The organism is Mesorhizobium sp. M0968 (genome assembly GCF_040319065.1).
Classification (GTDB): domain Bacteria; phylum Pseudomonadota; class Alphaproteobacteria; order Rhizobiales; family Rhizobiaceae; genus Mesorhizobium.
In genome coordinates, this window is sequence record NZ_JAMYNL010000011.1 from 102,019 (window position 1) to 124,057 (window position 22,039).

Below are 22,039 nucleotides of genomic sequence, written 5' to 3' on the forward strand. Positions count from 1 at the left end.
AGCGTCTTTTCATCCTTCCGGCACAGAACTGGGTCTCCAATGCAACGAGCAAAGGAGCCTCAAGATGAATGCCCTCACCCCCGCCGTCTCGACGGGACCGCTGCCTGCCTCACGCAAAATCCACAAATCCGGTACCATCCACCCGCAGCTCAGGGTGCCGATGCGCGAAATCTCCGTCCATCCGACGGCAGGCGAGCCGCCGGTGACCGCTTACGATCCGTCCGGCCCCTATACCGACCCGACTGTCGAAACCAGCATCGAAAACGGCCTTGCACGGCTTCGCCATGAATGGGTCACCGCGCGCGGCGATGTCGAAGCCTATGACGGCCGCCACGTCCGGCCAGAAGACAATGGGTTTGCGGCGGGCGAGCGCCTAACACCGGAATTTCCAGTCCGCAACCGGCCACTCCGGGCCCAGACCGGCAAGGCGGTGACACAGCTTGCCTATGCGCGCGCTGGCATCATCACGCCCGAAATGGAGTTCGTCGCCATCCGCGAGAACCTTGGTCGCGAGATCCTGCACGGCAAGCTTGAGCGCGACGGCGAGGCCTTCGGCGCGGCGATCCCCGACTTCGTCACGCCTGAATTCGTCCGCCACGAGGTGGCGCGCGGACGCGCGATCATTCCCGCCAACATCAATCATCCCGAGAGCGAACCGATGATCATCGGCCGCAATTTCCTGGTCAAGATCAACGCCAATATCGGTAACTCCGCCGTCACATCGTCGATGGCTGAAGAGGTCGAAAAGATGGTGTGGGCGATCCGCTGGGGCGCCGATACGGTGATGGACCTGTCGACCGGCCGCAACATCCACAACATCCGCGAATGGATCGTGCGCAACTCGCCGGTGCCGATCGGCACGGTGCCGCTCTACCAGGCGCTCGAAAAGGTTGGTGGCATCGCCGAGGACCTGACCTGGGAGGTCTACCGCGACACGTTGATCGAGCAGGCCGAGCAAGGCGTTGACTATTTCACCATCCACGCCGGCGTGCGGCTGCATTACATCCCGCTGACCGTTGACCGGGTCACGGGTATCGTCTCGCGCGGTGGCTCGATCATGGCAAAATGGTGCCTGCACCATCACCGGGAAAGCTTCCTCTACGAGCACTTTGCGGAGATCTGCGACATCTGCCGCGCTTATGACGTCTCCTTCTCGCTCGGCGACGGCCTTCGTCCCGGCTCGATCGCCGATGCCAACGACGCGGCGCAATTCGCCGAGCTGGAAACGCTCGGCGAGCTGACGCAGATCGCCTGGGCGAAAGATTGCCAGGTGATGATCGAGGGGCCCGGCCACGTGCCGATGCACAAGATCAAGGCGAACATGGACAAGCAGCTCGCCGTCTGTGGCGAGGCGCCGTTCTATACGCTTGGACCGCTGACGACCGACATCGCGCCGGGCTACGACCACATCACTTCCGGCATCGGCGCGGCGATGATCGGCTGGTTCGGAACGGCCATGCTCTGCTACGTCACGCCCAAGGAGCATCTCGGCCTTCCCGACCGCGATGACGTCAAGACCGGCGTGATCACCTACAAGATCGCAGCGCACGCGGCCGACCTGGCGAAGGGCCACCCGGCGGCGAAAGTCAGGGATGACGCCCTTTCCCGCGCGCGCTTCGAGTTCCGCTGGGAGGACCAGTTCAACCTGTCGCTCGACCCCGAAACCGCACGGTCCTTCCACGACCAGACCTTGCCCAAGGAGGCGCACAAGCTGGCGCATTTCTGCTCGATGTGCGGACCGAAATTCTGCTCGATGCGTATCTCTCACGACATCCGCGCCGAGGCACAGAAAGAGGGCATGGCGGCGATGGCGGCGAAATACCGCGAGGGCGGCGATCTCTACGTGCCAGCGGACGAGACCGTCGCACCGCTCACGCCTCAGCCAGGTAAGCCGTCATGAAGGTGCTGATAAAGGGGGCCGGCGTCGCCGGCCTCACCGCCGCCTTCGAACTCGCCGCCCGCGGCGCGACGGTCACGGTCGCCGAGATCCGGCATGGCCTTGGAGGCAATGCGTCGTGGTTCGCCGGCGGCATGCTGGCGCCATGGTGCGAGCGTGAAAGCGCCGAGCAGCCGGTGCTGGACCTTGGACGTGACGCTGCCGACTGGTGGGATGCGGTGCTGCCGGGTCAGGTGACACGGGGCGGAACACTTGTCGTGGCCGCCCCGCGTGATGCCGGCGAGCTCGACCGCCTCGCCAGCCGCACGTCGGGCCATCGGCGTGTCGACGAAGACGAAATTGCGCTCCTGGAGCCCGACTTAGCCGGCCGCTTTCGCCGCGGATTGCTCTTTCCCGATGAGGGCCATCTCGATCCGCGCCAGGCGATGGCAGCACTTCATGACAAGCTCGCAGCCATGGGTGTCAAATTCCACTTCGGCACCGACGCCCGGCATGTTTCCGGTTTCGATCGTCAGATCGATTGCACGGGAATGGCAGCCGCCGATGACAGGCTTCGCGGCGTTCGCGGCGAAATGCTGATCCTAAACACGCCAGACTTCTCGCTGTCGCGCCCGGTCCGGTTGCTGCATCCGCGCTTTCCGCTCTATGCGGTACCGCGTGCCGACGCCCAGTTCATGATCGGTGCGACGATGATTGAAAGCCGGTCCGCCAGACCGGTCACGGCGCGCTCCATGATGGAGCTTCTGGGTACCGCCTATGCCCTCCATCCGGCCTTTGGCGAGGCCGAGATCGTTGAAACCGGTGTCGGCGTCCGTCCAGCCTTTCCCGACAATCTGCCGCGCGTCGAAATGAGCGGAGACACCGTCGCGATCAACGGGCTCTATCGCCATGGCTTTCTTCTCGCCCCCGCCATGGCGCGCCTGGCGGGCGAAATTGTCTTCAATCACGACAAACCCGTGGAGCTTGCTCATGAAACTGATGGTCAACGGCAAAGTGCATGAGGTTGCCGCCACCACGCTGGCCGAGCTGCTTGCCGCGCTTGACTATGAGGGCGATTGGCTCGCGACCGCCGTCAACAACGACCTCGTGCACAAAGCCAGCCGGGCGGAATTCCAATTGAACGACGGCGACCGGATCGAAATCCTCTCGCCCATGCAGGGAGGCTAGCATGTTCGATCTTCTCGGGACGACGCTTCCCTCCCGCCTGCTTCTCGGCACCGCTCAATATCCTTCGCCGGCCATCCTTGCCGATGCAGTCAGGGCATCGGGCACCTCGGTGGTGACCGTCTCGTTGCGCCGTGAAATGGCAGGCGGCAGGGCTGGCGAAAAATTCTGGTCGTTGATCCGGTCGCTTGGTGTCAGAATCCTGCCCAACACTGCTGGCTGCCACTCCGTCAACGAAGCGGTCACGACCGCACAAATGGCGCGCGAAGTCTTCGGCACGCCCTGGATCAAGCTCGAAGTGATCGGCAACCACGACACGCTGCAGCCGGACGTGTTCGGTCTGCTCGAAGCCGCCCGCATCCTGTGCGAGGACGGTTTTGCGGTGTTCCCGTATACTACCGACGACCTTGTCGTCGCCGAGCGGCTGCTTGCGGCGGGCTGCAAGGTCTTGATGCCCTGGTGCGCACCGATCGGTTCCGCCCTCGGGCCGGTCAACATCATGGCGCTGCGCTCGATGCGCGGACATTTCCCTGATGTCCCGCTGATCGTGGATGCTGGTCTCGGACGGCCATCGCACGCGGCAACAGTCATGGAGTTCGGCTTTGATGCCGTGCTCCTGAACACAGCGGTCGCCAAGGCGGCCGATCCGGTCGGCATGGCGCGTGCGTTCGGCAAGGCGGTCGACGCCGGTCGAGAAGCTTTCAGCTCGGGGATGCTCGAACCCCGCGACGTCGCGGTGCCATCGACACCAACATTCGGCAGGGCGGTTTTCTCATGAAGCTCGATCCCTTCTACCTGATCGTCGACAGCGCCGCCTGGATCGAACGGCTGGTGCCACTTGGCGTCAAGCTGGTTCAGTTGCGCATCAAGGATAGGGACGAGGCCACGCTGCGGACGGAAATCCGCCGCGCGAACGGCGTCTGCGCGGTCCATGGTTGCCAACTGATCGTCAACGATTATTGGCGGCTCGCCATTGAGGAAGGCTGCGACTTCGTCCATCTCGGCCAAGAGGATTTGGCTGCGGCCGACCTGCTGGCGATTAAGTACGCCGGATTGAAGCTCGGGCTCAGCACGCACGATCATCTCGAACTGGAAACGGCCATCGCTGCCGAGCCCGACTATATCGCGCTCGGCCCCATCTATCCCACCATCCTGAAGCAGATGAAATGGGCGCCGCAAGGGCTCGAGCGGATCAGCGAGTGGAAGCATCGAGTGGCGCCGATCCCATTGGTCTCCATCGGCGGCCTCAACCCCGACCGGCTCGACGGTGTCTTCGAGGCTGGTGCGGACAGCGCGGCGGTGGTCACCGACATCACGTTGAATGCCGATCCCGAAGCGCGCACGCGAGAATGGATCGAAAAGACAAAGCCATGGCGCTGAGGCGAGAACCGCATGTGCTCGTGGTCGGCGGATCAGACCCCAGCGGTGGGGCTGGAATTGCACGTGATATCGAGACGATCTCTTCCATTGGCGTGCGCACCTGCCTGGCTGTCACAGCGCTGACGGTGCAGACGCACGAAGCCGTAATGGAAATCCATCCTTCGCAGCCCGATCTTGTGGCCGATCAGATGTGCGCCGCGCTACAGGCCAACAAGGTGGCGGCAATTAAGATCGGCATGCTCGCAACGGATGAGATCGTCGTTGCCATTGCCGGCGTGCTGCGCGAAAATCCGCAGGTGCCGGCAGTGCTCGATCCGGTGCTGGCCTCGAGCTCCGGCCGGGGGCTTCTGGAAGCAGGTGCCATCGCTGCCATGAGGCGCGACCTGATGCCGCTTTGCTGCCTTGTGACCCCCAATCTCCTGGAGCTGGCGCTCCTTGTTGGTGCGGAACCGCCAGCCGACGAGAGCGACGCGGTGAGACTGGGACGGAAATTGCTGGCAGCCGGCGTGCCGGGCCTGCTGATCAAAGGGGGCCACGCATCAGGACCTCGATCAACCGATATTCTGTTGCGTTCCGATCAAGAACCAATCCGCTTCGACGCACCTCGTCTTGTCGCATCAATGCGCGGGACGGGTTGCATGCTGGCTAGCGCGATTGCGGCGCATCTGGCGAAGGCGAAGCCGCTCGAAGACAGTGTGCGCGAAGGCAAGCGGCTTGTCTTGGCCATGTTTAAGAAGAATGCAGCAGACCGACGAAACTTGTAAAATTTTCCAACTCTCGAAAGAAACGCCTGCCTCTCGCGGGTCCGGGCTGGTAATTTCCCCTCGTAATTCACCTCACTCGACAGGAGTAGTTTGACGGCCTCGCCAGGCGGCGACCGCGAGATCAACGATGGCGAGGCGGCCGTCGTGCGCCGTATCTAGTGCGTTGTGTGGCATCCTTTCCCCCCATCCGACTGCGATCCTGGAATTCACCTTGGTCGCGAGCTCCTGCTAAACGATGCCCCTCGACGGGAGCGGTCGATCCCGCGTCTCGGCTGCGGCGGCGCTAGGCTGACGCTCCTTATGCCGTCCTGTTGAACCGGACTTGGGATCACGAACTGCTCCATGCGGCACTCGTTGACAAGCCTGCCGTGATATGAACAGGATTATACAGGATCACTGAACAGGTACCCATATGAAGCGGCGCTTGGTTCAACTGTCTCCCGGCACGGGCAAGCCCGAACAGATCGCCACCGTTCTCGAACATGAAATCCGCTCCGGTGTTCTCGGCTTCGGCGACCGGCTGCAAAGCGAGAACAAGCTCGTCCAGCGTTTCTCCGTCAGCCGCAACACCGTCCGCAAAGGCCTCGAGGAACTGTCCAACCGCGGGCTGATCACCACCAAGGTCGGCATCGGCTCTTTCGTCACCTTCGATGGCAAGCCCGTTGATGACTCCATCGGTTGGTCGCGGGCGCTCGCCAACGCCGGCGCCAACGCCGAGACGCGGACGCTGCGGCTCGAGGTGATCGAGGACCCCGGTCTTGCCGCACTGCTTGGTATAGAAAACCCGTTTTTCATCGCTGTCGACCGGGTGCGCACCAATGCCAGCGACGGCCACGCCATCTCCATCGAGCGCAGCCGCCTGCCATTGTCGCCGGAACTGGAGGACGTGCCGTTGCGCGGCCTGCGCGAAGGCTCGCTGCACCAGACGCTGCGCGGCGCGGGCCTCATTCCCGACCATGGCGAGGAATGGGTCGGCATCGAAATGCTCAACGCCGAGGACTCTGCAATCCTCGGTTGCCCGCAAGGCACGCCGTTCCTTCGCGGTCGCCGGTTGACCCGCGCCGCCGATGACCGGCCGATCGAATATGTGACCAGCCTGCTCAACCCGGCGCATTTTGCGCTGCATATGAGGTTCTGAGTGATGCCGGACGACAACACCGGGAATATGATTGATCGGGCCATGGGGGCGCTTGTCGGCGGGGCACTGGGGGATGCGCTGGGCATGCCGACGCAGCTTTTGTCGCCGGCCCGGATTGCCGAACTCTACGCCCATGTAGAGGGCTTCATTGCTCCTTTCGCCGACCATCCGGTGTCGAAGGGGCTTCCCGCTGGAACGATCACCGACGACACCGAACAGGCGCTTCTGCTTGGCCGTATCCTGGTCGAATCCGGTAACCGCTTCGATCATGCGCGGTGGGTCAACGCGCTGCTCGACTGGGAGCGCGACGTCAAAGCGCGCGGCAGCTACGATCTGCTGGGACCATCGACCAAACGCGCCATCGACGCCATCAACAATGGCGTGCCGGCCGAGGAAGCGGGGCGCAGCGGCGACACAAATGGTGCGGCCATGCGCATTGCGCCGGTCGGCATCATGATGCCGCCAGAGCCGCTGGACGCGCTGGTCGCCAAAGTTGCCGAGACCTGCCGGGCCACGCACAACACCTCGGTTGCCATTGCGGCCGCAGCCGCCGTTGCGGCGGCCGTCAGCCGCGGCGTCGCCGGCGGCGACTGGCGCGCCGCTTCCGACAGCGCCATCGCCGCGGCGAGGTGCGGAGCAACGCTCGGCCATTGGGTGACCGGCGGTGACATTGCCGCGCGCATTGGGTGGGGGCAGGAGCTTGTGCGCGGCAAGGCGACGAAGGACGCGATCCGGCTGATCACCGATCTGGTCGGCACCGGCGTCGCCAGTCAGGAGTCCGTTCCGGCTGCATTCGCCGTGCTGGAAGTCGCCGGCGGTAATCCCTGGCAAGCGGCGGTGATCAGTGCCAATCTCGGTGGCGACACTGATACGATCGGCGCCATCGCGACCGGCGTGGCCGGCGCCTGCACCGGCTTTTCCCGACTGCCTCAGAACCGCATTGCAGACCTCAAGGGCATCGACATTGCGGCGGTTGGCGCGCTCACCGCCGACCTTGTTGCGGCCCGTATATCCAAGCGCCGTGCCGACAGGACGGGTCCCGGCAAGGATGCGGCGGCATGAGTGGGCGTCTCGTCCATGTCGGCAGCGCGGTGGTCGACTATGTCTACCGCATCGACGCCTTGCCGGCGCCGGGTACGGAGAAGACGGCGTCGAGCTACACGCAAGTCGCCGGCGGCGGCTTCAACATGATGGTCGCGGCCAGCCGCACCGGCATGAAGGTGGTGTTCGGCGGCCAGCTCGGCAGCGGACCCAATGGCGACTTCCTGCGCACGGCCTTAGCCAATGAGGGGATCGAGACGCTGACGACGCCATCGCCCGTCATGGACAGCGGCAATTGCGTCGCCATGATCAGCAGCGATGCCGAGCGCACCTTCGTCTCGTGGCCTGGTGCGGAGAGCTTGCTCAGCCTTGACATGATGGCGCCCGTCTCGGTCGCCCCGGGGGATTGGGTGTTCACCTCCGGCTATACGCTTAGCTATCCGGGAAGCCGAAACGCGCTTGTCGACTGGATCGAGGCACTTCCGGCCGACACACCGCTTGTCCTCGACCCGACACCTGTCGTCGTCGACATTCCCCGCCCTATCCTGCCTCGGATACTCGCCCGCACCACCTGGTTGAGCTGCAACAGGATGGAAGCGGCCGCGATTGCCGGTCCGGGCGACGTCGAGGCACTCGCGTCACGGCTTCTTAGCGACCACTCCCCGAAGGCCGTCGGCGTCGTTATTCGCGCCGGAGCGAAAGGCTGCCACATACGGCTGGCCGATGGCTCGGCGCAAACGAGTGCCGGCTTCGAGGTCGACGCCATCGACACCAATGGCGCCGGCGACACCCATATCGGCGCTTTCGTCAGTGCGCTGGCGCGCGGCGCGCCGCCTTTTGAAGCAGCGCGCTACGCCAATGCGGCGGCGGCCATTTCCGTCACCCGCCACGGTGGTTCATCAGCGCCGACCGACCACGAAATCCAGACATTCCTAAGCCATGCCGGCGGTCCGCCGATCGGCCTCCATGGCCGGAAGCAAGAGGCCAAACGCCCGACAGCCTGACAAAGCCCGGGAAGCGGGCAAACACAGAGAGGAACGAACATGCGCATGCCCGACTTGACTGCCCTGCTGACGGCGACCGCCGTCTTCACCTCCGCACTCGCATTTGCCGCCAAGGCCGACGAGGTGCACGTACTCAACTGGAAGGGCTACGGCGCCGACGAGCCGTGGGCCATCGAAGCCTTCGAGAAGGCGACCGGCCACAAGGTCGTCAACGATTTTTTCAATTCCGAACAGGAGATGCTGACCAAGCTCAGGACCAATCCCGGCCTTTACGATGTGGTCATGATCAACGCCGCTTTCAACGACCAGGCGATGGCGGAAAAGCTGATCCAGCCGATCGACACGTCCAAGCTGCCGAACTTTCCCGACATCAGCAAGGACAAGGCCGGATCGCCGATGCTCGTCCATGACGGCAAGGTCTATGGCGTGCCGTGGGTCTGGGGGCTGACGGCGCTCGCCATCAATGAAAAATCCTTCGATAAGCCGCCGACGAGCATCGCCGAAATGTGGGATCCCGCTCACAAGGGCCGCGTCACCATCCGTGATGATGCCGTCGAGGCGGTTCAGTTCGGCGCCATTGCCACCGGCCAGAACATCAACGACATCAAGGATATCGAGGCGGTCAAGGCGAAGCTCACCTCGCTGATGCCGCAGATCAAGACGTTCTGGAGCTCGGAGAACGACTGGAACCAGATGGCTGCCTCTAACCAGATCGACATCGGCACCTATTGGAGCGGCTCGGCCGATCGCGCCAAGACCCATTTCAAGCTGCCGGTCTCGCTCGTGATCCCGCAGGAGGGCGCTGTCGCCTGGCTCGACGCCTTCTCAATTCCGGTCGGTTCCAAGAATGTCGCCGGCGCCGAGGCCTTCATCAACTACATGATCGACCCGAAGTTCTATGTCGAATGGGTCACCAAGGTCGGAGCCCCGGTATCCGCCAACACCAAGGCTGTAGAAGCACTTCCCGGGGATGCGTTCAACCGCAAGGTGATGGGTGACCCGGCAGTCGCCAAGCGCATTCAGTTCCAGGCGCCGATCACAGACGCCCAGCGCGAAACCTATCTGTCGCTCTGGCAGCAGCTCAAGGTCGACGTGAAGTAACAGCAGAAGCCGGGATCAGCCGACCATCCATGTCGGCTGATGCTTCCCCATCCTGGGAGGTGGATGTCATGGCAGCACAGGTTGCGGCCGCGTCGCGCAGCGGATTGAGATCGGCCTTGCCACTGCTGGCGCCTGCCTATCTCTGGCTGACGGTTGCGATCTTCCTGCCGCTCTCAGCCATGGTCTTCTTCTCCTTCATGACCGACCTGCCGCTGTCGGGAAAGCCGTGGGCGTTCACGCTCGAAAACTATGCCGCCTTCTTTTCACAAAGCCTTTATCTGACATTGCTTTTGGCCTCGCTGCGCCTCGGCCTCGAGGTGACGCTGTGGTGCATCGTCATCGGTTATCCCGCCGCTTATGTGCTGGCCAAGGTGCTGAAAGGCCGCACCCGAGAGGCGATTTTCCTGCTCGTCATCCTGCCGTTCTGGTCGAACGGGCTGGTGCGTATCTTCTCCTGGGCGATGGTGTTGCGTGAAGGCGGCATTCTCGACACTGCGCTCAACGCCGTCCTGCCGTTCAAGATCAACATCGACCTAATGTATTCCTATCCGGCCGTAATCATCGGGCTGGTGCACTCCTACGTGCCTTACATGGTGCTGACCTGCTATCTGACCCTGCAGGCCATCGATGACTCGCTAATCGAAGCCGGGCGCTCGCTCGGCGCCTCGCGGCTGCAGGTGCTGAATCGAGTCATCATTCCGCTGTCGATGCCGGGGCTGGTGGCGGGCGCAGCGCTCGTCTTCGTCCCGGTTGTTGGTTCGTTCATGGAACCGCGCATCCTCGGCGGCCGTACCGGCACCTTTTACGGCACTGTCATCGAGGACCAGTTCGTCGCCGTGTTCAACTGGCCGCTGGGTGCTGCGCTCTCCTTTATCCTGTTGGCCGTCGTGCTGGTCATCCTGGCGGTTGCCTCGCCGGTGCTGCGGAGGGCTACGTGATGGCGACGACACGTGTTCTCGAATGGCTCGGCCGCCTTTACATCTGGCTATTGCTCGCCTTCCTCTATGTGCCAATCATCATCATGGCGCTAATGTCTTTCAACGTTTCGCCCTTCTACCAGCTGCCGTTCGAATGGACGGCGGAATGGTATGTCTCGCTGTGGCAGAACGACCAGCTTATCTCAGCCACCTGGAACAGTGTCGAAATCGCAGTCATCACTACCATCATCTGCGTCGTGCTTGGCTCGGCGGCGTCACTTGCGCTCTACCGCTATGAGTTTCGCGGCAAGAAATTCCTGCAGGCGCTGCTGTTTCCGCCAATCGCCATTCCGTGGCTGATAACCGGCACGGCGATGTTGATCTTCTTCTTCGGCGTCGGCATTGGGCGCGGCCTGTTCGCCATCCTGCTTGGCCACGTCGCGCTTGCGCTTCCCTACGTCATTGTCGTCGTGTCGGCCCGACTGCAGACCTTCGCGCACGAGCTGGAAGAGGCGGCGCGCTCGCTCGGCGCCAATCAATGGCAGTTGACGAACCGCGTCACGCTGCCCTGGATCATGCCGGGCGTCATTGCCGGTGGGCTGTTCGCCTTCGCCGTGTCCTTCGACCAGTTCGTCGTATCCTACTTCTTGTCGACGCCCGGCCAGACGACGCTGCCGGTCGAAATCTATGCCGCGATCCGCAAAGGTTTCACGCCCGAGATCAATGCTGTCTCGACGATCATCATTGTCGTGTCGATGGCGCTGATGCTGCTGACAGCGCGCTTCTTCAAATTCGGCGGAGAGAAATAATGGCGGGCGTGCAGGTATCGAATGTATCGCGCAGTTTTGGCACGCACAAGGCGCTGGACGATGTGTCTATCGATTTCGCCGATGGCGGCTTCTATGCCCTGCTCGGGCCGTCAGGCAGCGGCAAGACCACGCTGCTGCGACAAATCGCGGGCTTCGACTTTCCCGATTCCGGCCGCATCACCATAGGTGGTGAGAGCGTCGAACGGGTGCCAGTCGAAAAACGGCGCATCGGCATGGTGTTCCAGAACTACGCCCTATTTCCCAACATGAGCGTTGCTGGCAATGTCGCCTTTGGCCTGTCGGTGCGCGGCGAGCCCAAGGCGGTGATTGCCAGCGAGGTACAGCGCGCACTCGACCTTGTGCAACTCGGCAGGCTCGGCGGCCGCCGGCCGCATCAGCTGTCCGGCGGCCAGCGCCAACGGGTTGCGCTCGCTCGCGCGATCGTCATCCGGCCGCGCGTGCTATTGCTTGACGAGCCACTCGGCGCGCTGGACAAGGCGCTGCGCGTCGACATGCAGATCGAGCTCAAGCGCATCCAGCGCGAGATCGGCATCACCACCATCTTCGTCACCCACGACCAGGAAGAAGCGCTGACGATGAGCGACCGCATCGGCATTCTGCGCGATGGCAAGCTGGTGCAGGAAGGCTCGCCCGAGGAGATCTACGATCGGCCGACGAGTGAGTTTGCCGCCACCTTCCTGGGCGACGCCAACATCCTTCGCGGCGACAGCACGGGCAACGGCATCCGGCTGCCGGACGGCACAGCGATTGCCGTCGGCTCGGGTACCAAGCTTGCCGCTGGGGCCAAGGCAAGCTGCGCCGTGCGGCCCGAACGCATCCGCATCTTCACCGATGCCGAGGCTCCGGATGCGGCCAACGCGAATCTGCTGCGAGGCCAGGTATCGAAGCGCATCTTCGCCGGAAATAGCAGCACCTACTTTGTCGAGCGTGCTGGCCAGACGCTCAAGGTGATTGTGCAGAATACCGGCGCTGTCAGGCTGGCGGAAGGTCAGGATGTCGTGCTGCATTGGTCGCCGGAAAGCACAGTCTTGATCGTCGCGGGGTAGCAGGCCAGAGATGGACCACTGACCGACTCAGATGGGGCTTTTGTGATGGCAAAAGATTGCGACCTCCTGGTTGAGGTCCGCGCCAGAAACGCCGATACGTCCCGCCTACGAGACCATGCCAGTTTTTTGGTGGTCTTGCGGCCCGGAGCAACCGATCCCGGCAATGATGATGGACAACGACATGGTTGGCATGGCCAAGGTCTTGCCGATTGACAGTTTCACTCAGAAGCGGTGCGCCGGGCTTGCGGCTAGTGCGCCGTTTGCTGCTGTTTTGAGATTTGGCCAGGCGCGTATTCATTGGCCTCGAAGACAAGCCTCCGTCAAGCCAGGCATCACGATCTTTGCCTCTAATCCTCCCACATTCAATGTCGCTTTCGGGACCCGGCAAACCGATCCAAGGCACGGCTGCGAGCACGCGCCCTGGGGAGCCGGAGTAGACCTTTGAGCGGGGTGCGGATGGCAGTTTTGAACGTGCGATCCCATCGTCCCGAACGATGTGGGTTTACCAGCAAGTCGTTATTGTTCCTGGGCTCCTTCGCCACGTTCGCTCACGACTGGTCGCGTTTCCTTTCGCCGTTTCTGTGGGAAACCTGTGGGATGAGCACACCGCGTTCGTGTCTTGCGATTTGAGTTATACTCGGAACGGTTTGCGGCGACTTGGAGAAAACTGGCTTCTTCGTGATCTTCTCGGCGGCGTCTGCCAAGAAATTAGGATGATGATGGCCGTAAGTTTCGATCAGGACATCCACTGTAATGCCAAGAAAGCCCGCAGCCTGCCACATATCGGTGCCGGCTTGCATCATCCAAGTCGCCGCGGTGTGGCGGAACACGTGCGGAGTAACGTCGGGCCCTAGGCCGGCGATTTCGCGCGCCGTCTTGAAGCTCTTGTCTATCGACCGCACCGGCTTTCCATTCCATTCCACGACAAAATCCTGCGATATCTTGCGACCGATGTTCGCACTTTTGCCGCGCGATTTGGTCTCGATGTGAAGATCAGTGCGCGCCCAGCGCCGGAGGTGCGCCAGCAGCCGCTCGGGCAACGGTACAGGGGGTTGGCGCTTCTTGGTCTTCCTTGCGCCGGTGGCACCGCGATAGAAGATACCGCGGTCTAGGTCCACATGACCGCGCCCTTTCGTTGGGCGTATGGCGGCACCGCAGATTGCGGCCGAGCGCGTTCCTGTATAAAGTGCGACGAGGATGAAGCGCGCGAGATGTCGCCCAGTGCGCCGGCCACTCTCTTGGCCCTTCCATGTCTGCTTCATTCGCCAAGCTGCCCAGATCAGTGCGGCCGCCTCACTGCGGGTCAACCAGCGTTCGCGGGCGGCGGCCCTGTCTGGCAGGGTGATGACCGGTGCGGCGGTTGTATAACCCTCCTTGCGGTAGTAGTTGATGGCGGCACGAAGATCCTCGAGTTGGCGGCGCGCCGCGGCTTCGGTGGGGCGCGACGCAACGTACTCGCGGCAGAGTTTGCCATTGATGGCGGCGAGAGTTTTTTCCCCGAAGTAATCAAGGACCTTATCCAGCCGAGCCGCCGTCTCTTCTGGTGTCGCGTGCTTCGGTGCAACCTCTTTAAGGTAGAGGTTGACCACATCGGCAATTAAGACGTCCTCGGCTCCCCGCGCTCGGTGGTATTTGCTTCCAATGTAGGCGGCGAGCGCCTTTTCAGCTTCAGTTCCTGGACGGCCTTTTTCGCCGCCGCCAGCGCTGATGAAGCTGGTTCCATCGCGGATAAACCATCCAGCTTTGTTTCGGCGCGTTCCATCTTTTTTCCAGCTTTCGTCACGCCATACCAGGCGTGGCCCTTTCGAAGTCCGCGGCATAGTTCCCTCATCCTCGCGATTGCCATCAAGCTGACGTATTCCTTTCCGGCGATTAGCTCCGTTTCAAGTCGACCGGCGTCACGTTCCTTGCGTAGGCCTGCTGCGCTCATCGAGCCGTCGGGAAAGGCAATTCGCGCAGCGATTTCGACGCGCAGTGGTGTGGTCTCGTCGAATTGGTCGGGGATTTTCATAAGAAGTCCTCAGCAGTTCTTAGGTCTGAGCTGTTCGCCGACCTCGTTGAGCACTCCGTCCTGTCTCGCCGTTCTGGACACGGTCCTGCCGGAGAACTCTTCTCCAAAAAACCGGCTGCGAAAACCGCCCGCCGGAGGTGCTGCGGCGAAGAGGCGCCTTCGACCTGTCAATCGGAGTGGTTGCGCAACAAATCTATGGCTGGCCTCTGCTTCCAGTCCGGCCAGACACACTCCTAAAGGGATCCGACCATCGTTTCAGTATCGATGCGGCCGAAGGGCCTATTGCGTCGCAACGCCCGCGCGCGCCGCGCCGCCTTCAGGCGAGCAGGGCAGCGGAGTACCTCCTTCGCTTCTTGGCTGGCAGCGTCATTGCTGGCGACGATTAGCGGCAGGCCGCCCGTGATGACCAACCACGTCCAAATCGATTTCCCGTCGCAAAAAGCGCTCTGTTCGCTCTCGAACTCAGCCGCATGCCCTCGGTGTCGCACGCCACAGCGCCGAAGGCGTGATGAAGAACCTAGATACTTCCAATGGGGCGACCGGCCCCGCTCGTCGTTCATCGCCGCGCTGTGGTCCTTAATCGCTACTGCTGCACGTTTGTATGCAGCCGCGTTTGGAAACAGGAACACCGTCACTGAGTTGCTACCCCGCAACAACCTCGGTTGGCTGCCAAGCACAAGAGGACGAGGAGTGCCGGGATCTCCATGACGAGTTTGAAGGTCGAGAGAGAGGCTCTCGACTGCCCGTCTCGGAGTACATCCCGATGGCGACTACCCCTCAGAAAATTACCCTTCTGTCCTCGCGAGACATTGCCTTCAAGAACGTGGAGTTCTCCATGTCCCAGGTCCGCGTCAAGGCTGACATCTGGATCGAGGACCTACCTGACCTCGTAGCTGAAGTGACGACCCACTCGCACCTCCTCGTGCGCAAGACGACCAGTGGTTGCATCGAGCGCCTTGCCGTCGAGATTCGCGCAGGGTCGGCCAGTCCCACTGAGCCACAGGCGCCCGAACCCGCAATTCTGGGCAAGCTGCTGGAGCGCTATCAGCGCATCGACTCGCGGGAGGATGCATGATGCCCCGACACGACGCGTCCGAACTGGCCCACCGCCTGGGCCGACAGGCCGAAGCGGTTTGTCGCCACTATCTTTCGAACGGACATCGCGAGGGACGCTACTGGCTTGTTGGCGATGTCCGAAACACGCCGGGTCGCTCTATGTTCGTGCGGCTCGTCGGCTCGCAGTGCGGAAAGGGCGCAGCCGGCAAATGGACTGACGCGGCGACCGGGGATCATGGCGATCTTCTCGATATCATCCGCGAAAGCCGCGGTTTGAGCGACTTCAGGGACGTTGCCCATGAGGCAATAACGTTTCTCGGCCTACCGCATCCCGGACCAGAGCAGACATCAATGCGGTCGAAGTTGCTGGCCGCGCCGTCGGAAATGTCGGAGAAAGCGCGTCGGCTGTTTGCGATGTCGCAGCCGATTGCGGGTACGGTCGTAGAGGCGTATCTGCACAACCGCAGTATTACCGCTTTGCACGGGACCGGAAGCCTGCGTTTTCACCCGCGCTGCTACTACCGGCCCGACGAACAAGCGCCGACTGAGACCTGGCCGGCGATGATCGCTTCCGTCACCGATCTCGACGGCCATTTGACTGGCGCACATCGCACATGGCTTGATCCTTCCGGCAGGGGCAAGGCACCGGTCGATACGCCGAGGCGCGCGATGGGCGATCTTCTCGGTCACGCGGTTCGTTTTGGCCTGCCGGGCGACGTCATGGCGGGCGGCGAAGGCATCGAGACCGTCTTGTCGCTTCGGTGCATCCTGCCCGATATGGCTATGGCAGCGGCACTCTCGGCCGCTCATCTTGCTGCCATGCTGTTTCCCCTCACGCTGAGACGGCTCTACATCGTGCGTGACGCCGATCCAGCCGGTAACGGCGCGCGTGACACCTTGATCGAAAGAGCGAATGCTGCCGGGATCGAGCCGGTCGTGCTCTCGCCGGCACTTGGGGACCTCAACGAAGATCTCTGTACGCTAGGCGTGGATGCCGTTCGAGCAGCAGTCCGTGTTCAGCTCGCCCCGCAGGACATCGCCCGTTTCATGGCAGTGGCGGGATAACTCGGAACGAACAGCCTGTCCGCTGTCGCTTGCATCACTGGATGCTCCTGAAGTCGGAGAGAACCACGCCTGCGGGCCTTCGAGAGGGCGATCGGCCAGCAAACGACCCGGACCCGCAATGTCTCCGGCCGACTATTTTCCGGCACGCTCCTCAAGGGAGCGCTTTCCATCGCGAAGCAAAATAGCCGGCCTTCACCCTCCTCCGCTGACACTCCGGCCCTTCGCTTCGCTGCGGGTGCAGGTCCGTCCCGTCCGCCGGCTTCCGTCGCCATGAAGGCCGCGAGGGTCGCGGTCCAACCGGCGGAGCATCCAATGAGCGAGCATGACGACTACGAACCACAGCACTCGTCTTCACCCATCGACCACGTCCTCACCGAACTCCAGCTCTATGGCTACCGTCCCTTCGTGGATGAGCCTGATCCTCGACCGCTTCCAGAGGGCCACTGCGTCGCCGGCGCGATCGCCGACATCTTCGACGCCCTCATCGTGGCACTGCAAGACACTCGCCTCGAGCCCGATCTCGACGATCTTCTGTGGTCGACCGTCAACATCTTTCACCGCGCCGCAGATCGGATCGAGCGCGAACTCGATCACAACGAGCAGGCGCAGCGCCGCAGCCAGCGTGAGCAGGACGGCAGCGAAGTGAAATCCGTCGAGCTGGAACGCCTGACGGCCGAAGGGCAGACGCTGATCGAACGCCAAAGCGCCTTCGAACTGATGCGTGATCAGGCCGCGGAGCACTACGAGCGCCACACCGGATCGAGTTGGCGACCGCGCAGCGGATCGATAGTCAACCATCGCAACATGACCTCTGCGCTGATCGACAGCCGCGATTTTCTCAGCGCCAAGAAACGCGCCTCGCAGGAAGTCCTTCTGCCACCTGGCCCGAAAATCGCCTTCACCGCTGGGCTCGACTTCAATGACCACCAGCTGATCTGGGCCAAGCTCGACCAGGTCCACGCCAGGCATCCCGACATGGTATTGATGCACGGGAAATCGCCGAAGGGTGGCGAAAAGATCGCCTCCTGTTGGGCAGACCATCGCAAGGTACCCCAAATCGGCTTTGCCCCTGAATGGACAAAGCATGCCAAAGCCGCCCCGTTCAAGCGCAATGATGCAATGCTGGAGGCGCTGCCGATAGGCGTCATCGTCTTTCCCGGGACCGGAATTCAGGACAATCTTGCAGACAAGGCAAAGAAGCTCGGCATCCCAGTCCTCGACTTCCGCCCCAAGGGAGGCGGCACGTAAGCGCTGCCCGCCCCTACCCTTTTTTCGATTGTGCGATACGGCCGCGATCGGGCAGCGGGTACTGTATTTGCAGCTCGCTGGAGTGCTTGGCCCGGGATGCCCGATCTCCGGCTTCCTGCGCCGCCCGTCTTTTTGCGATACTCAAGTCCGCGCCCTAGCAAAGGCGCGCGACGCCGTCACGCTTGCCGTCAACGTTCAGCTGCGTCGCAGCTGGCATCACAGCTGCGAATAACGACGCCCGTTCAACCGAACAGGGCCTGGATCTGGGCGAACTCACCGAACAACCGGCGTGGGCAGGATGCTTTTTTTGCCCGTCGCATTGTTAGCGTCGTCGCTGACACGGCATCGCGCGACGCACAGTTCGAATCCACCACGGGGTTCCGACCCGTTCTAAAGATAGCGCATATCCGGTGGTGCACGTCAGCCGTGACTTGAACCATCACGTGCGTGTCTTATCCGCGTTGCTGACAACAGCTTGCGACTTCGCGATGCCTGTACAGAGGAGCATCGACGCCGGTGACCATCGTAGCCAGGATTTCGCCAGCGACGGTATCGCCAGGTTCTCCGTTGATGTCTCTATCTGGTGGGCCGCTCCAAACGGCCTCTCTAATGGGCTGATCTGGCCGAAGGTCGGCTGCGCCTCGATCGCCTAAGCCGCAATGGCGCCAATCGACTTTCTTCCCCTGCCAGCTGCGCCGTCATTCCTCGCCAAACAACAAAGTCGCTTGGCTGCCATCCTCCGCTGGCGCTGCGGTCGCAAGCGATGCGGCGTCGATCGCCTGCGGCCCGCCGATCGCCATTGAGGCCGCAATGGTGCGGGCTCGAAACAGAGTTCAAGGAGAAAACTCATGGCGATAATCGGAAGCTTCAAGAGGACCGGCAACAACGAGTTCACCGGCGAAATCGTCACCCTCTCGCTCCAGGCCAAGAACGTCCGCATCGTCCCCGAGGCCAACCGCTCTGGCGACAACGCCCCCAGTCACCGTGTCTTCGTCGGGCGGGTCGAGATCGGCGCCGCCTGGTCCAAGCGCTCCAATGAAGGCCGCGACTTTCTCGGCCTGAAGCTGGACGATCCGAGCTTCACCGCTCCGATCTACGCCAACCTCTTCAACGATGAGCAAGGCGAAGACTACAGCCTCATCTGGTCCCGCCCCAACGGCCGCCGCAACGCGGAGTAAAGCCCCGACCAAGGCTCCGCCCGGACGAACAGGGCGGGGCCGTCCTCCTTTTCACGACAAGATGAGCGCAGTCGCTGCGCAACGAGCTCCGTCGGACTTCGGGGCGACTACCTGTCGTGTTCGCGACTGGAGACTTCATTCCTGCATGTCGCCTCGCCGATCATCGAAAATTGAGGTGTTTCCCGCGTCAACTCACGGTGCCGATTTTCTGATCAACTCGCATGGGTCCACATTCAGCGCAGTTGCGATCCTCCCAAGAACACTGATGCTGGCCGAGACCCGAGCGCGCTCGATCGATCCGACGTAACGCATGCTCAGTCCAGAGCGGGCGGCCAGTTCCTCCTGCGTCACGTTCTGGTCATGGCGCAGACGACGCATGTTGGCCGCCATGATCTCCTTGAGATTCATGGCGGATTAGGGACCAGAAAGGGAACTATCGTTCTAGGAATGATCGTTCCTATTCGCTATGATTGGTGCTCGATCTAAAGGACGGCTCCTTCGAGATCGCGATCGAAATATGAACGGTCAAATACCATGCTTAAACCGCTGCTCGATCCTGATGTCGCCGACATTGCGCCGGATGCCTCGGTCCTGACCGGCTATGACGAGGAGCGTCTGCTCACCTACATTCGCCTGCTTGACGCGGCGGCGGAAGATGCCGATTGGCGAGAGGTGGCCAGGATCGTCTTGCATATAGACCCGGAGCAGGAGCCGGAACGAGCGTTCCGGTCCTGGGAAACCCATCTTGCCCGCGCGCGATGGATAACGACCAGCGGCTACCGATATCTTCTCGCTGGCGGCGCTCCGCACTGACGCGGCCGGCGCTCCACTTTGCTGAGTCGGCATAATGGTTTGTCGACTCTCCAACTATTCAACTTCCTTATCCGCCGGGAATGTTGACGCCGACGCCTCACATCCGGGTACGCGGAGAGGACAGGAACAGTGCAAGGCGATTGGACCGATCCGGCGGCGTATGCACACATGTGCAGCTACCAGGCTACGGAATTCGCTGCCGAGTATCTGATCCGGAATGACGAATTCGTGGCAGAGTGCAGCCAGCTTGCATCGCAACTCGCTGGTTCTGGAGAACCTGCCGGTCAGCCCGATCTCGCCGCCCGTTGGGGCGCGCGATTTCAAAACTGCCGGTGCCGGACTTCCGAAAGCTGACAATATCATCTGGACGGAACAGGCCTCGCCGCGCGTGCTCCGGGTCATGCGGGTATCTACATCCCATCAAACAGTTCGACCTTCCAGCCTTGCCGGAGCCAGCGTTTGGCCGCAGGACGAAGGCCTTCACATTATTTGGTCTACCTTAATTGGGAAAAGTCATCTCGTCGCTGATGACCGCGCCGGTGAATTCAACGCTACCCTTCTGCCGCTCGACGCTGCATTCGAGACGCGGCTCGATGCAGCGCGCCGGTTCTGGCGCGCACTGAACGGCCGGGCAGGAAGTTCATCTTACGGCGCGCTGCCGCAACAGACCAAGACCAGGCATATCCTCAATTTGCGCGCACATGATGGTCACCGCATGGGTGCAACCTATCGTCAGCTCGCGGAGGTGCTGTTTTCGCAAGAGCCGATTGTGCCGCGAGATTGGCGTGATCATCATCTCCGCCACAAGGTCCGAGCTATCTTACGCCGTGCAGCTTTTTTAGTCGCCGGCGGCTATCGCGATCTTCTCTTCTATCCCCACAACCGCAGCGAAAAGTCCGGCCGCCGAAGTCCTTCTTCGGGATAGCAAAGGGGTAGCAAAAACGCGCCCCCCAATCTTTGCCCTCCCTCGCCTTTCCTCATTTCGATCATGGTCCACTTCGCGCGTCCCGGCAGGCCAGGACGACAGCAGAACCGAATGGAGATCGAGCGATGTCGAAGGGTCCCGCGGACGCGCCCCAAAAGTATTTGCGCACGAAGGAGGCAGCACCCATCGTCGGGCTCTGCGTCCGCACACTCGAAAAGCACCGGACCTACGGCACCGGCCCAAAATACCGGAAGGTCGGCGGGCGCGTTCTCTACGACATCAACGACCTGCACGCCTGGATAGAGCTGGGCGCACGCACCTCCACCAGCGATGCCAACGCGACCTATGTTCCGCCGGCAAAACCCCATGCAGCCCGCGCGCCCGCCTATGTCGGCCGGCGCGACCGCAGCTCCTGATCTGTGGCGCACCGAAAATGCAGTATCGCGAGACCGTTCAGCAGCAATTTGCGCTGTCTTATGTCCCCTCAACCGGCTTCCCTCCACGCGGCACGCGGGACGTCGTGGCGCGGCAGCTCGTCTTATTGGTGAAATCCCGCCGCCTGACACCGATCCACCCTCATGCGGGCGAAGAATCGACCTGCGTTGAGGCGGCAAGTGTGCACGGCATGGGAACGATTTGGAACGCTGCCATCCTGGTCTGGGCTGCGTCGCAAACCATCCACGCGCAAGCCAGGAGATTGCAACCGCGCCGCTTGGTAGCGGCGAAACAGCAGCAAATCCTGACCTTCATGTCGCCGCGTCAACGGCGGCACGTCCACAGCCGGATAGCCGCACGCGAGCAGCCGAGTCCATACACCGGCAAGCGTCGTAAAGCTTTCCTGCTGCGCCCCGGGATCGAGTCATGAGCAAACGCACAAAGATCATCGCCACCATGGTTGGCGGCGCAGTGCTCGCCGCGGCGCCGGCATGGATTAGCCATCCGCCGCTGTCCATCTGGAACGCATCGGCGAGCATCCCCGTCGGGCTCTATCGCGTCCAGCCGGCCGACAAAATCGGTATTGCCAATATCGCCGTCATCATGCCGCCCGAGCCATTGGCGGCCTTCATGGCAAGACGCGGCTATCTGCCGAAAAATGTGCCGCTCCTCAAGCATGTTTTGGCACTCGGGGGCGCAACCGTCTGTCGCCAAGGCACAATGATCATCGTCAACGGCAAGACGTATGGACATGCGCGCGAGCGTGACAGTCGTGGTCGATCCCTGCCCATCTGGCAGGGCTGCCGCGACGTTGCCGAGGCCGACGTCTTCCTTATGAACCCGGGTGCAGCCGACAGTTTTGACAGCCGCTATTTCGGCCCGCTCCCGCTCTCATCGATAGTTGGCCGCGCGGTTCCAGTCTGGACCACGGAGCGCACCACTCCGGTACTGGATATCACCAACGATCCCCTCGCTAGCGAGCCGTGAGGGCTCGGCTCGACGCGCACTAACACTCAGAAAGGAGCA

26 protein-coding genes are annotated in these 22,039 nt (G+C 62.2%); 23 read left to right on the top strand and 3 right to left on the bottom strand.

The window, feature by feature from the left end; translation table 11 throughout:
* Positions 1 to 64: 64 nt before the first annotated feature.
* The 13 genes from thiC (at position 65) to NKH67_RS20180 (ending at position 12,282) form a co-directional block, all read left to right on the top strand.
* Positions 65 to 1,900, top strand: coding sequence for a phosphomethylpyrimidine synthase ThiC (thiC, locus tag NKH67_RS20120; RefSeq protein ID WP_352517564.1), 1,836 nt, complete (start codon positions 65 to 67; stop codon positions 1,898 to 1,900).
* Entirely contained in the window at positions 1,897 to 2,898 is a 1,002-nt protein-coding gene (gene thiO, locus NKH67_RS20125; protein ID WP_352470529.1) for a glycine oxidase ThiO, read from the top strand. The genes thiC and thiO overlap by 4 nt, the downstream gene beginning before the upstream one ends.
* Positions 2,867 to 3,064, top strand: coding sequence for a sulfur carrier protein ThiS (gene thiS, locus NKH67_RS20130; RefSeq protein ID WP_023679205.1), 198 nt, complete (start codon positions 2,867 to 2,869; stop codon positions 3,062 to 3,064). Before thiO ends, thiS begins: the two co-directional genes overlap by 32 nt.
* 1 nt (position 3,065) lies before the next feature.
* Positions 3,066 to 3,839 carry a thiazole synthase gene (locus NKH67_RS20135; RefSeq protein WP_352470531.1) on the top strand — a complete coding sequence of 258 codons (774 nt, stop codon included), beginning with the start codon at positions 3,066 to 3,068 and terminating at the stop codon, positions 3,837 to 3,839.
* Positions 3,836 to 4,441: a thiamine phosphate synthase gene (locus NKH67_RS20140; protein ID WP_352470532.1), complete on the top strand. Its 606-nt coding sequence runs from the start codon at positions 3,836 to 3,838 to the stop codon at positions 4,439 to 4,441. The genes NKH67_RS20135 and NKH67_RS20140 overlap by 4 nt, the downstream gene beginning before the upstream one ends.
* Positions 4,432 to 5,205, top strand: coding sequence for a hydroxymethylpyrimidine/phosphomethylpyrimidine kinase (locus NKH67_RS20145; protein ID WP_352470695.1), 774 nt, complete (start codon positions 4,432 to 4,434; stop codon positions 5,203 to 5,205). The genes NKH67_RS20140 and NKH67_RS20145 overlap by 10 nt, the downstream gene beginning before the upstream one ends.
* Before the next feature lie 412 nt (positions 5,206 to 5,617).
* Complete coding sequence (locus tag NKH67_RS20150) at positions 5,618 to 6,343, top strand: GntR family transcriptional regulator (protein WP_352470533.1); 726 nt, start codon at positions 5,618 to 5,620, stop codon at positions 6,341 to 6,343.
* A 3-nt stretch (positions 6,344 to 6,346) separates the two neighbouring features.
* Complete coding sequence (locus NKH67_RS20155) at positions 6,347 to 7,405, top strand: ADP-ribosylglycohydrolase family protein (RefSeq protein WP_352470534.1); 1,059 nt, start codon at positions 6,347 to 6,349, stop codon at positions 7,403 to 7,405.
* Positions 7,402 to 8,388 (top strand): PfkB family carbohydrate kinase, encoded by a 987-nt coding sequence (locus NKH67_RS20160; RefSeq protein ID WP_352470535.1) that lies wholly within the window; start codon positions 7,402 to 7,404, stop codon positions 8,386 to 8,388. Before NKH67_RS20155 ends, NKH67_RS20160 begins: the two co-directional genes overlap by 4 nt.
* Before the next feature lie 39 nt (positions 8,389 to 8,427).
* Positions 8,428 to 9,489 (top strand): ABC transporter substrate-binding protein, encoded by a 1,062-nt coding sequence (locus NKH67_RS20165; RefSeq protein WP_352470536.1) that lies wholly within the window; start codon positions 8,428 to 8,430, stop codon positions 9,487 to 9,489.
* 68 nt (positions 9,490 to 9,557) lie between these two features.
* Positions 9,558 to 10,427, top strand: coding sequence for an ABC transporter permease (locus tag NKH67_RS20170; protein ID WP_352470537.1), 870 nt, complete (start codon positions 9,558 to 9,560; stop codon positions 10,425 to 10,427).
* Entirely contained in the window at positions 10,427 to 11,215 is a 789-nt protein-coding gene (locus NKH67_RS20175) for an ABC transporter permease (protein ID WP_352470538.1), read from the top strand. The genes NKH67_RS20170 and NKH67_RS20175 overlap by 1 nt, the downstream gene beginning before the upstream one ends.
* Positions 11,215 to 12,282, top strand: a complete 1,068-nt coding sequence (locus NKH67_RS20180) for an ABC transporter ATP-binding protein (protein WP_352470539.1) — start codon at positions 11,215 to 11,217, stop codon at positions 12,280 to 12,282. Before NKH67_RS20175 ends, NKH67_RS20180 begins: the two co-directional genes overlap by 1 nt.
* 548 nt (positions 12,283 to 12,830) lie before the next feature.
* On the opposite strand, the gene NKH67_RS20185 is transcribed toward NKH67_RS20180, so the two are convergent.
* Together NKH67_RS20185 and NKH67_RS20190 are read right to left on the bottom strand one after the other, a co-directional pair.
* A complete protein-coding gene (locus NKH67_RS20185; RefSeq protein ID WP_352470540.1) occupies positions 12,831 to 13,871 on the bottom strand; it encodes a tyrosine-type recombinase/integrase in 1,041 nt (346 codons plus the stop codon).
* An 8-nt stretch (positions 13,872 to 13,879) separates the two neighbouring features.
* Positions 13,880 to 14,293: an excisionase gene (locus NKH67_RS20190; RefSeq protein WP_352470541.1), complete on the bottom strand. Its 414-nt coding sequence runs from the start codon at positions 14,291 to 14,293 to the stop codon at positions 13,880 to 13,882.
* A gap of 763 nt (positions 14,294 to 15,056) precedes the next feature.
* Between NKH67_RS20190 and NKH67_RS20195 the strand changes: the two genes are divergently transcribed.
* The 4 genes from NKH67_RS20195 (at position 15,057) to NKH67_RS20210 (ending at position 18,840) form a co-directional block, all read left to right on the top strand.
* Positions 15,057 to 15,368 carry a hypothetical protein gene (locus NKH67_RS20195; protein ID WP_352470542.1) on the top strand — a complete coding sequence of 104 codons (312 nt, stop codon included), beginning with the start codon at positions 15,057 to 15,059 and terminating at the stop codon, positions 15,366 to 15,368.
* A complete protein-coding gene (locus NKH67_RS20200) occupies positions 15,368 to 16,414 on the top strand; it encodes a DUF7146 domain-containing protein (protein WP_352816902.1) in 1,047 nt (348 codons plus the stop codon). The genes NKH67_RS20195 and NKH67_RS20200 overlap by 1 nt, the downstream gene beginning before the upstream one ends.
* A gap of 312 nt (positions 16,415 to 16,726) precedes the next feature.
* Complete coding sequence (locus tag NKH67_RS20205) at positions 16,727 to 17,662, top strand: SLOG family protein (protein WP_352470543.1); 936 nt, start codon at positions 16,727 to 16,729, stop codon at positions 17,660 to 17,662.
* An 848-nt stretch (positions 17,663 to 18,510) separates the two neighbouring features.
* Positions 18,511 to 18,840: a DUF736 domain-containing protein gene (locus NKH67_RS20210; RefSeq protein ID WP_352470544.1), complete on the top strand. Its 330-nt coding sequence runs from the start codon at positions 18,511 to 18,513 to the stop codon at positions 18,838 to 18,840.
* A 192-nt stretch (positions 18,841 to 19,032) separates the two neighbouring features.
* Here NKH67_RS20210 and NKH67_RS20215 read toward each other — a convergent pair whose 3' ends face one another.
* Complete coding sequence (locus tag NKH67_RS20215; RefSeq protein ID WP_023674290.1) at positions 19,033 to 19,248, bottom strand: helix-turn-helix domain-containing protein; 216 nt, start codon at positions 19,246 to 19,248, stop codon at positions 19,033 to 19,035.
* Positions 19,249 to 19,374: 126 nt separating this feature from the next.
* On the opposite strand from NKH67_RS20215, the gene NKH67_RS20220 reads away from it, so the two are divergent.
* The 6 genes from NKH67_RS20220 (at position 19,375) to NKH67_RS20245 (ending at position 22,000) form a co-directional block, all read left to right on the top strand.
* Positions 19,375 to 19,653 (top strand): DNA -binding domain-containing protein, encoded by a 279-nt coding sequence (locus NKH67_RS20220; protein WP_352470545.1) that lies wholly within the window; start codon positions 19,375 to 19,377, stop codon positions 19,651 to 19,653.
* A 168-nt stretch (positions 19,654 to 19,821) separates the two neighbouring features.
* Positions 19,822 to 20,007 (top strand): transcriptional regulator domain-containing protein, encoded by a 186-nt coding sequence (locus tag NKH67_RS20225; RefSeq protein WP_352452199.1) that lies wholly within the window; start codon positions 19,822 to 19,824, stop codon positions 20,005 to 20,007.
* Positions 20,008 to 20,053: 46 nt separating this feature from the next.
* Positions 20,054 to 20,578: a DUF2285 domain-containing protein gene (locus tag NKH67_RS20230; RefSeq protein ID WP_352470697.1), complete on the top strand. Its 525-nt coding sequence runs from the start codon at positions 20,054 to 20,056 to the stop codon at positions 20,576 to 20,578.
* Positions 20,579 to 20,703: 125 nt separating this feature from the next.
* Complete coding sequence (locus tag NKH67_RS20235; protein ID WP_352502580.1) at positions 20,704 to 20,994, top strand: helix-turn-helix transcriptional regulator; 291 nt, start codon at positions 20,704 to 20,706, stop codon at positions 20,992 to 20,994.
* A gap of 17 nt (positions 20,995 to 21,011) precedes the next feature.
* A complete protein-coding gene (locus NKH67_RS20240; RefSeq protein WP_352470547.1) occupies positions 21,012 to 21,443 on the top strand; it encodes a replication initiator protein A in 432 nt (143 codons plus the stop codon).
* On the top strand, positions 21,440 to 22,000 hold the full coding sequence (locus NKH67_RS20245) for a S26 family signal peptidase (protein ID WP_352470548.1): 561 nt from the start codon (positions 21,440 to 21,442) through the stop codon (positions 21,998 to 22,000). The genes NKH67_RS20240 and NKH67_RS20245 overlap by 4 nt, the downstream gene beginning before the upstream one ends.
* Positions 22,001 to 22,039 lie beyond the last annotated feature (39 nt).

Excerpts from the sequence above, each read along its gene's own strand:
- NKH67_RS20180 (WP_352470539.1), top strand. The coding sequence starts at position 11,215 with ATGGCGGGCGTGCAGGTATCGAATGTATCGCGCAGTTTTGGCACGCAC.
- NKH67_RS20200 (WP_352816902.1), top strand. The coding sequence starts at position 15,368 with ATGCCCCGACACGACGCGTCCGAACTGGCCCACCGCCTGGGCCGACAG.
- NKH67_RS20135 (WP_352470531.1), top strand. The coding sequence starts at position 3,066 with ATGTTCGATCTTCTCGGGACGACGCTTCCCTCCCGCCTGCTTCTCGGC.
- NKH67_RS20145 (WP_352470695.1), top strand. The coding sequence starts at position 4,432 with ATGGCGCTGAGGCGAGAACCGCATGTGCTCGTGGTCGGCGGATCAGAC.
- NKH67_RS20210 (WP_352470544.1), top strand. The coding sequence starts at position 18,511 with ATGGCGATAATCGGAAGCTTCAAGAGGACCGGCAACAACGAGTTCACC.
- NKH67_RS20170 (WP_352470537.1), top strand. The coding sequence starts at position 9,558 with ATGGCAGCACAGGTTGCGGCCGCGTCGCGCAGCGGATTGAGATCGGCC.
- NKH67_RS20245 (WP_352470548.1), top strand. The coding sequence starts at position 21,440 with ATGAGCAAACGCACAAAGATCATCGCCACCATGGTTGGCGGCGCAGTG.
- NKH67_RS20205 (WP_352470543.1), top strand. The coding sequence starts at position 16,727 with ATGAGCGAGCATGACGACTACGAACCACAGCACTCGTCTTCACCCATC.
- NKH67_RS20220 (WP_352470545.1), top strand. The coding sequence starts at position 19,375 with ATGCTTAAACCGCTGCTCGATCCTGATGTCGCCGACATTGCGCCGGAT.
- NKH67_RS20160 (WP_352470535.1), top strand. The coding sequence starts at position 7,402 with ATGAGTGGGCGTCTCGTCCATGTCGGCAGCGCGGTGGTCGACTATGTC.
- NKH67_RS20165 (WP_352470536.1), top strand. The coding sequence starts at position 8,428 with ATGCGCATGCCCGACTTGACTGCCCTGCTGACGGCGACCGCCGTCTTC.
- NKH67_RS20225 (WP_352452199.1), top strand. The coding sequence starts at position 19,822 with ATGTGCAGCTACCAGGCTACGGAATTCGCTGCCGAGTATCTGATCCGG.
- thiS (WP_023679205.1), top strand. The coding sequence starts at position 2,867 with ATGAAACTGATGGTCAACGGCAAAGTGCATGAGGTTGCCGCCACCACG.
- thiC (WP_352517564.1), top strand. The coding sequence starts at position 65 with ATGAATGCCCTCACCCCCGCCGTCTCGACGGGACCGCTGCCTGCCTCA.
- NKH67_RS20230 (WP_352470697.1), top strand. The coding sequence starts at position 20,054 with ATGCGGGTATCTACATCCCATCAAACAGTTCGACCTTCCAGCCTTGCC.
- NKH67_RS20235 (WP_352502580.1), top strand. The coding sequence starts at position 20,704 with ATGTCGAAGGGTCCCGCGGACGCGCCCCAAAAGTATTTGCGCACGAAG.
- NKH67_RS20150 (WP_352470533.1), top strand. The coding sequence starts at position 5,618 with ATGAAGCGGCGCTTGGTTCAACTGTCTCCCGGCACGGGCAAGCCCGAA.
- NKH67_RS20215 (WP_023674290.1), bottom strand. The coding sequence starts at position 19,248 with ATGAATCTCAAGGAGATCATGGCGGCCAACATGCGTCGTCTGCGCCAT.
- NKH67_RS20175 (WP_352470538.1), top strand. The coding sequence starts at position 10,427 with ATGGCGACGACACGTGTTCTCGAATGGCTCGGCCGCCTTTACATCTGG.
- NKH67_RS20155 (WP_352470534.1), top strand. The coding sequence starts at position 6,347 with ATGCCGGACGACAACACCGGGAATATGATTGATCGGGCCATGGGGGCG.
- thiO (WP_352470529.1), top strand. The coding sequence starts at position 1,897 with ATGAAGGTGCTGATAAAGGGGGCCGGCGTCGCCGGCCTCACCGCCGCC.
- NKH67_RS20195 (WP_352470542.1), top strand. The coding sequence starts at position 15,057 with ATGGCGACTACCCCTCAGAAAATTACCCTTCTGTCCTCGCGAGACATT.
- NKH67_RS20190 (WP_352470541.1), bottom strand. The coding sequence starts at position 14,293 with ATGAAAATCCCCGACCAATTCGACGAGACCACACCACTGCGCGTCGAA.
- NKH67_RS20140 (WP_352470532.1), top strand. The coding sequence starts at position 3,836 with ATGAAGCTCGATCCCTTCTACCTGATCGTCGACAGCGCCGCCTGGATC.
- NKH67_RS20240 (WP_352470547.1), top strand. The coding sequence starts at position 21,012 with ATGCAGTATCGCGAGACCGTTCAGCAGCAATTTGCGCTGTCTTATGTC.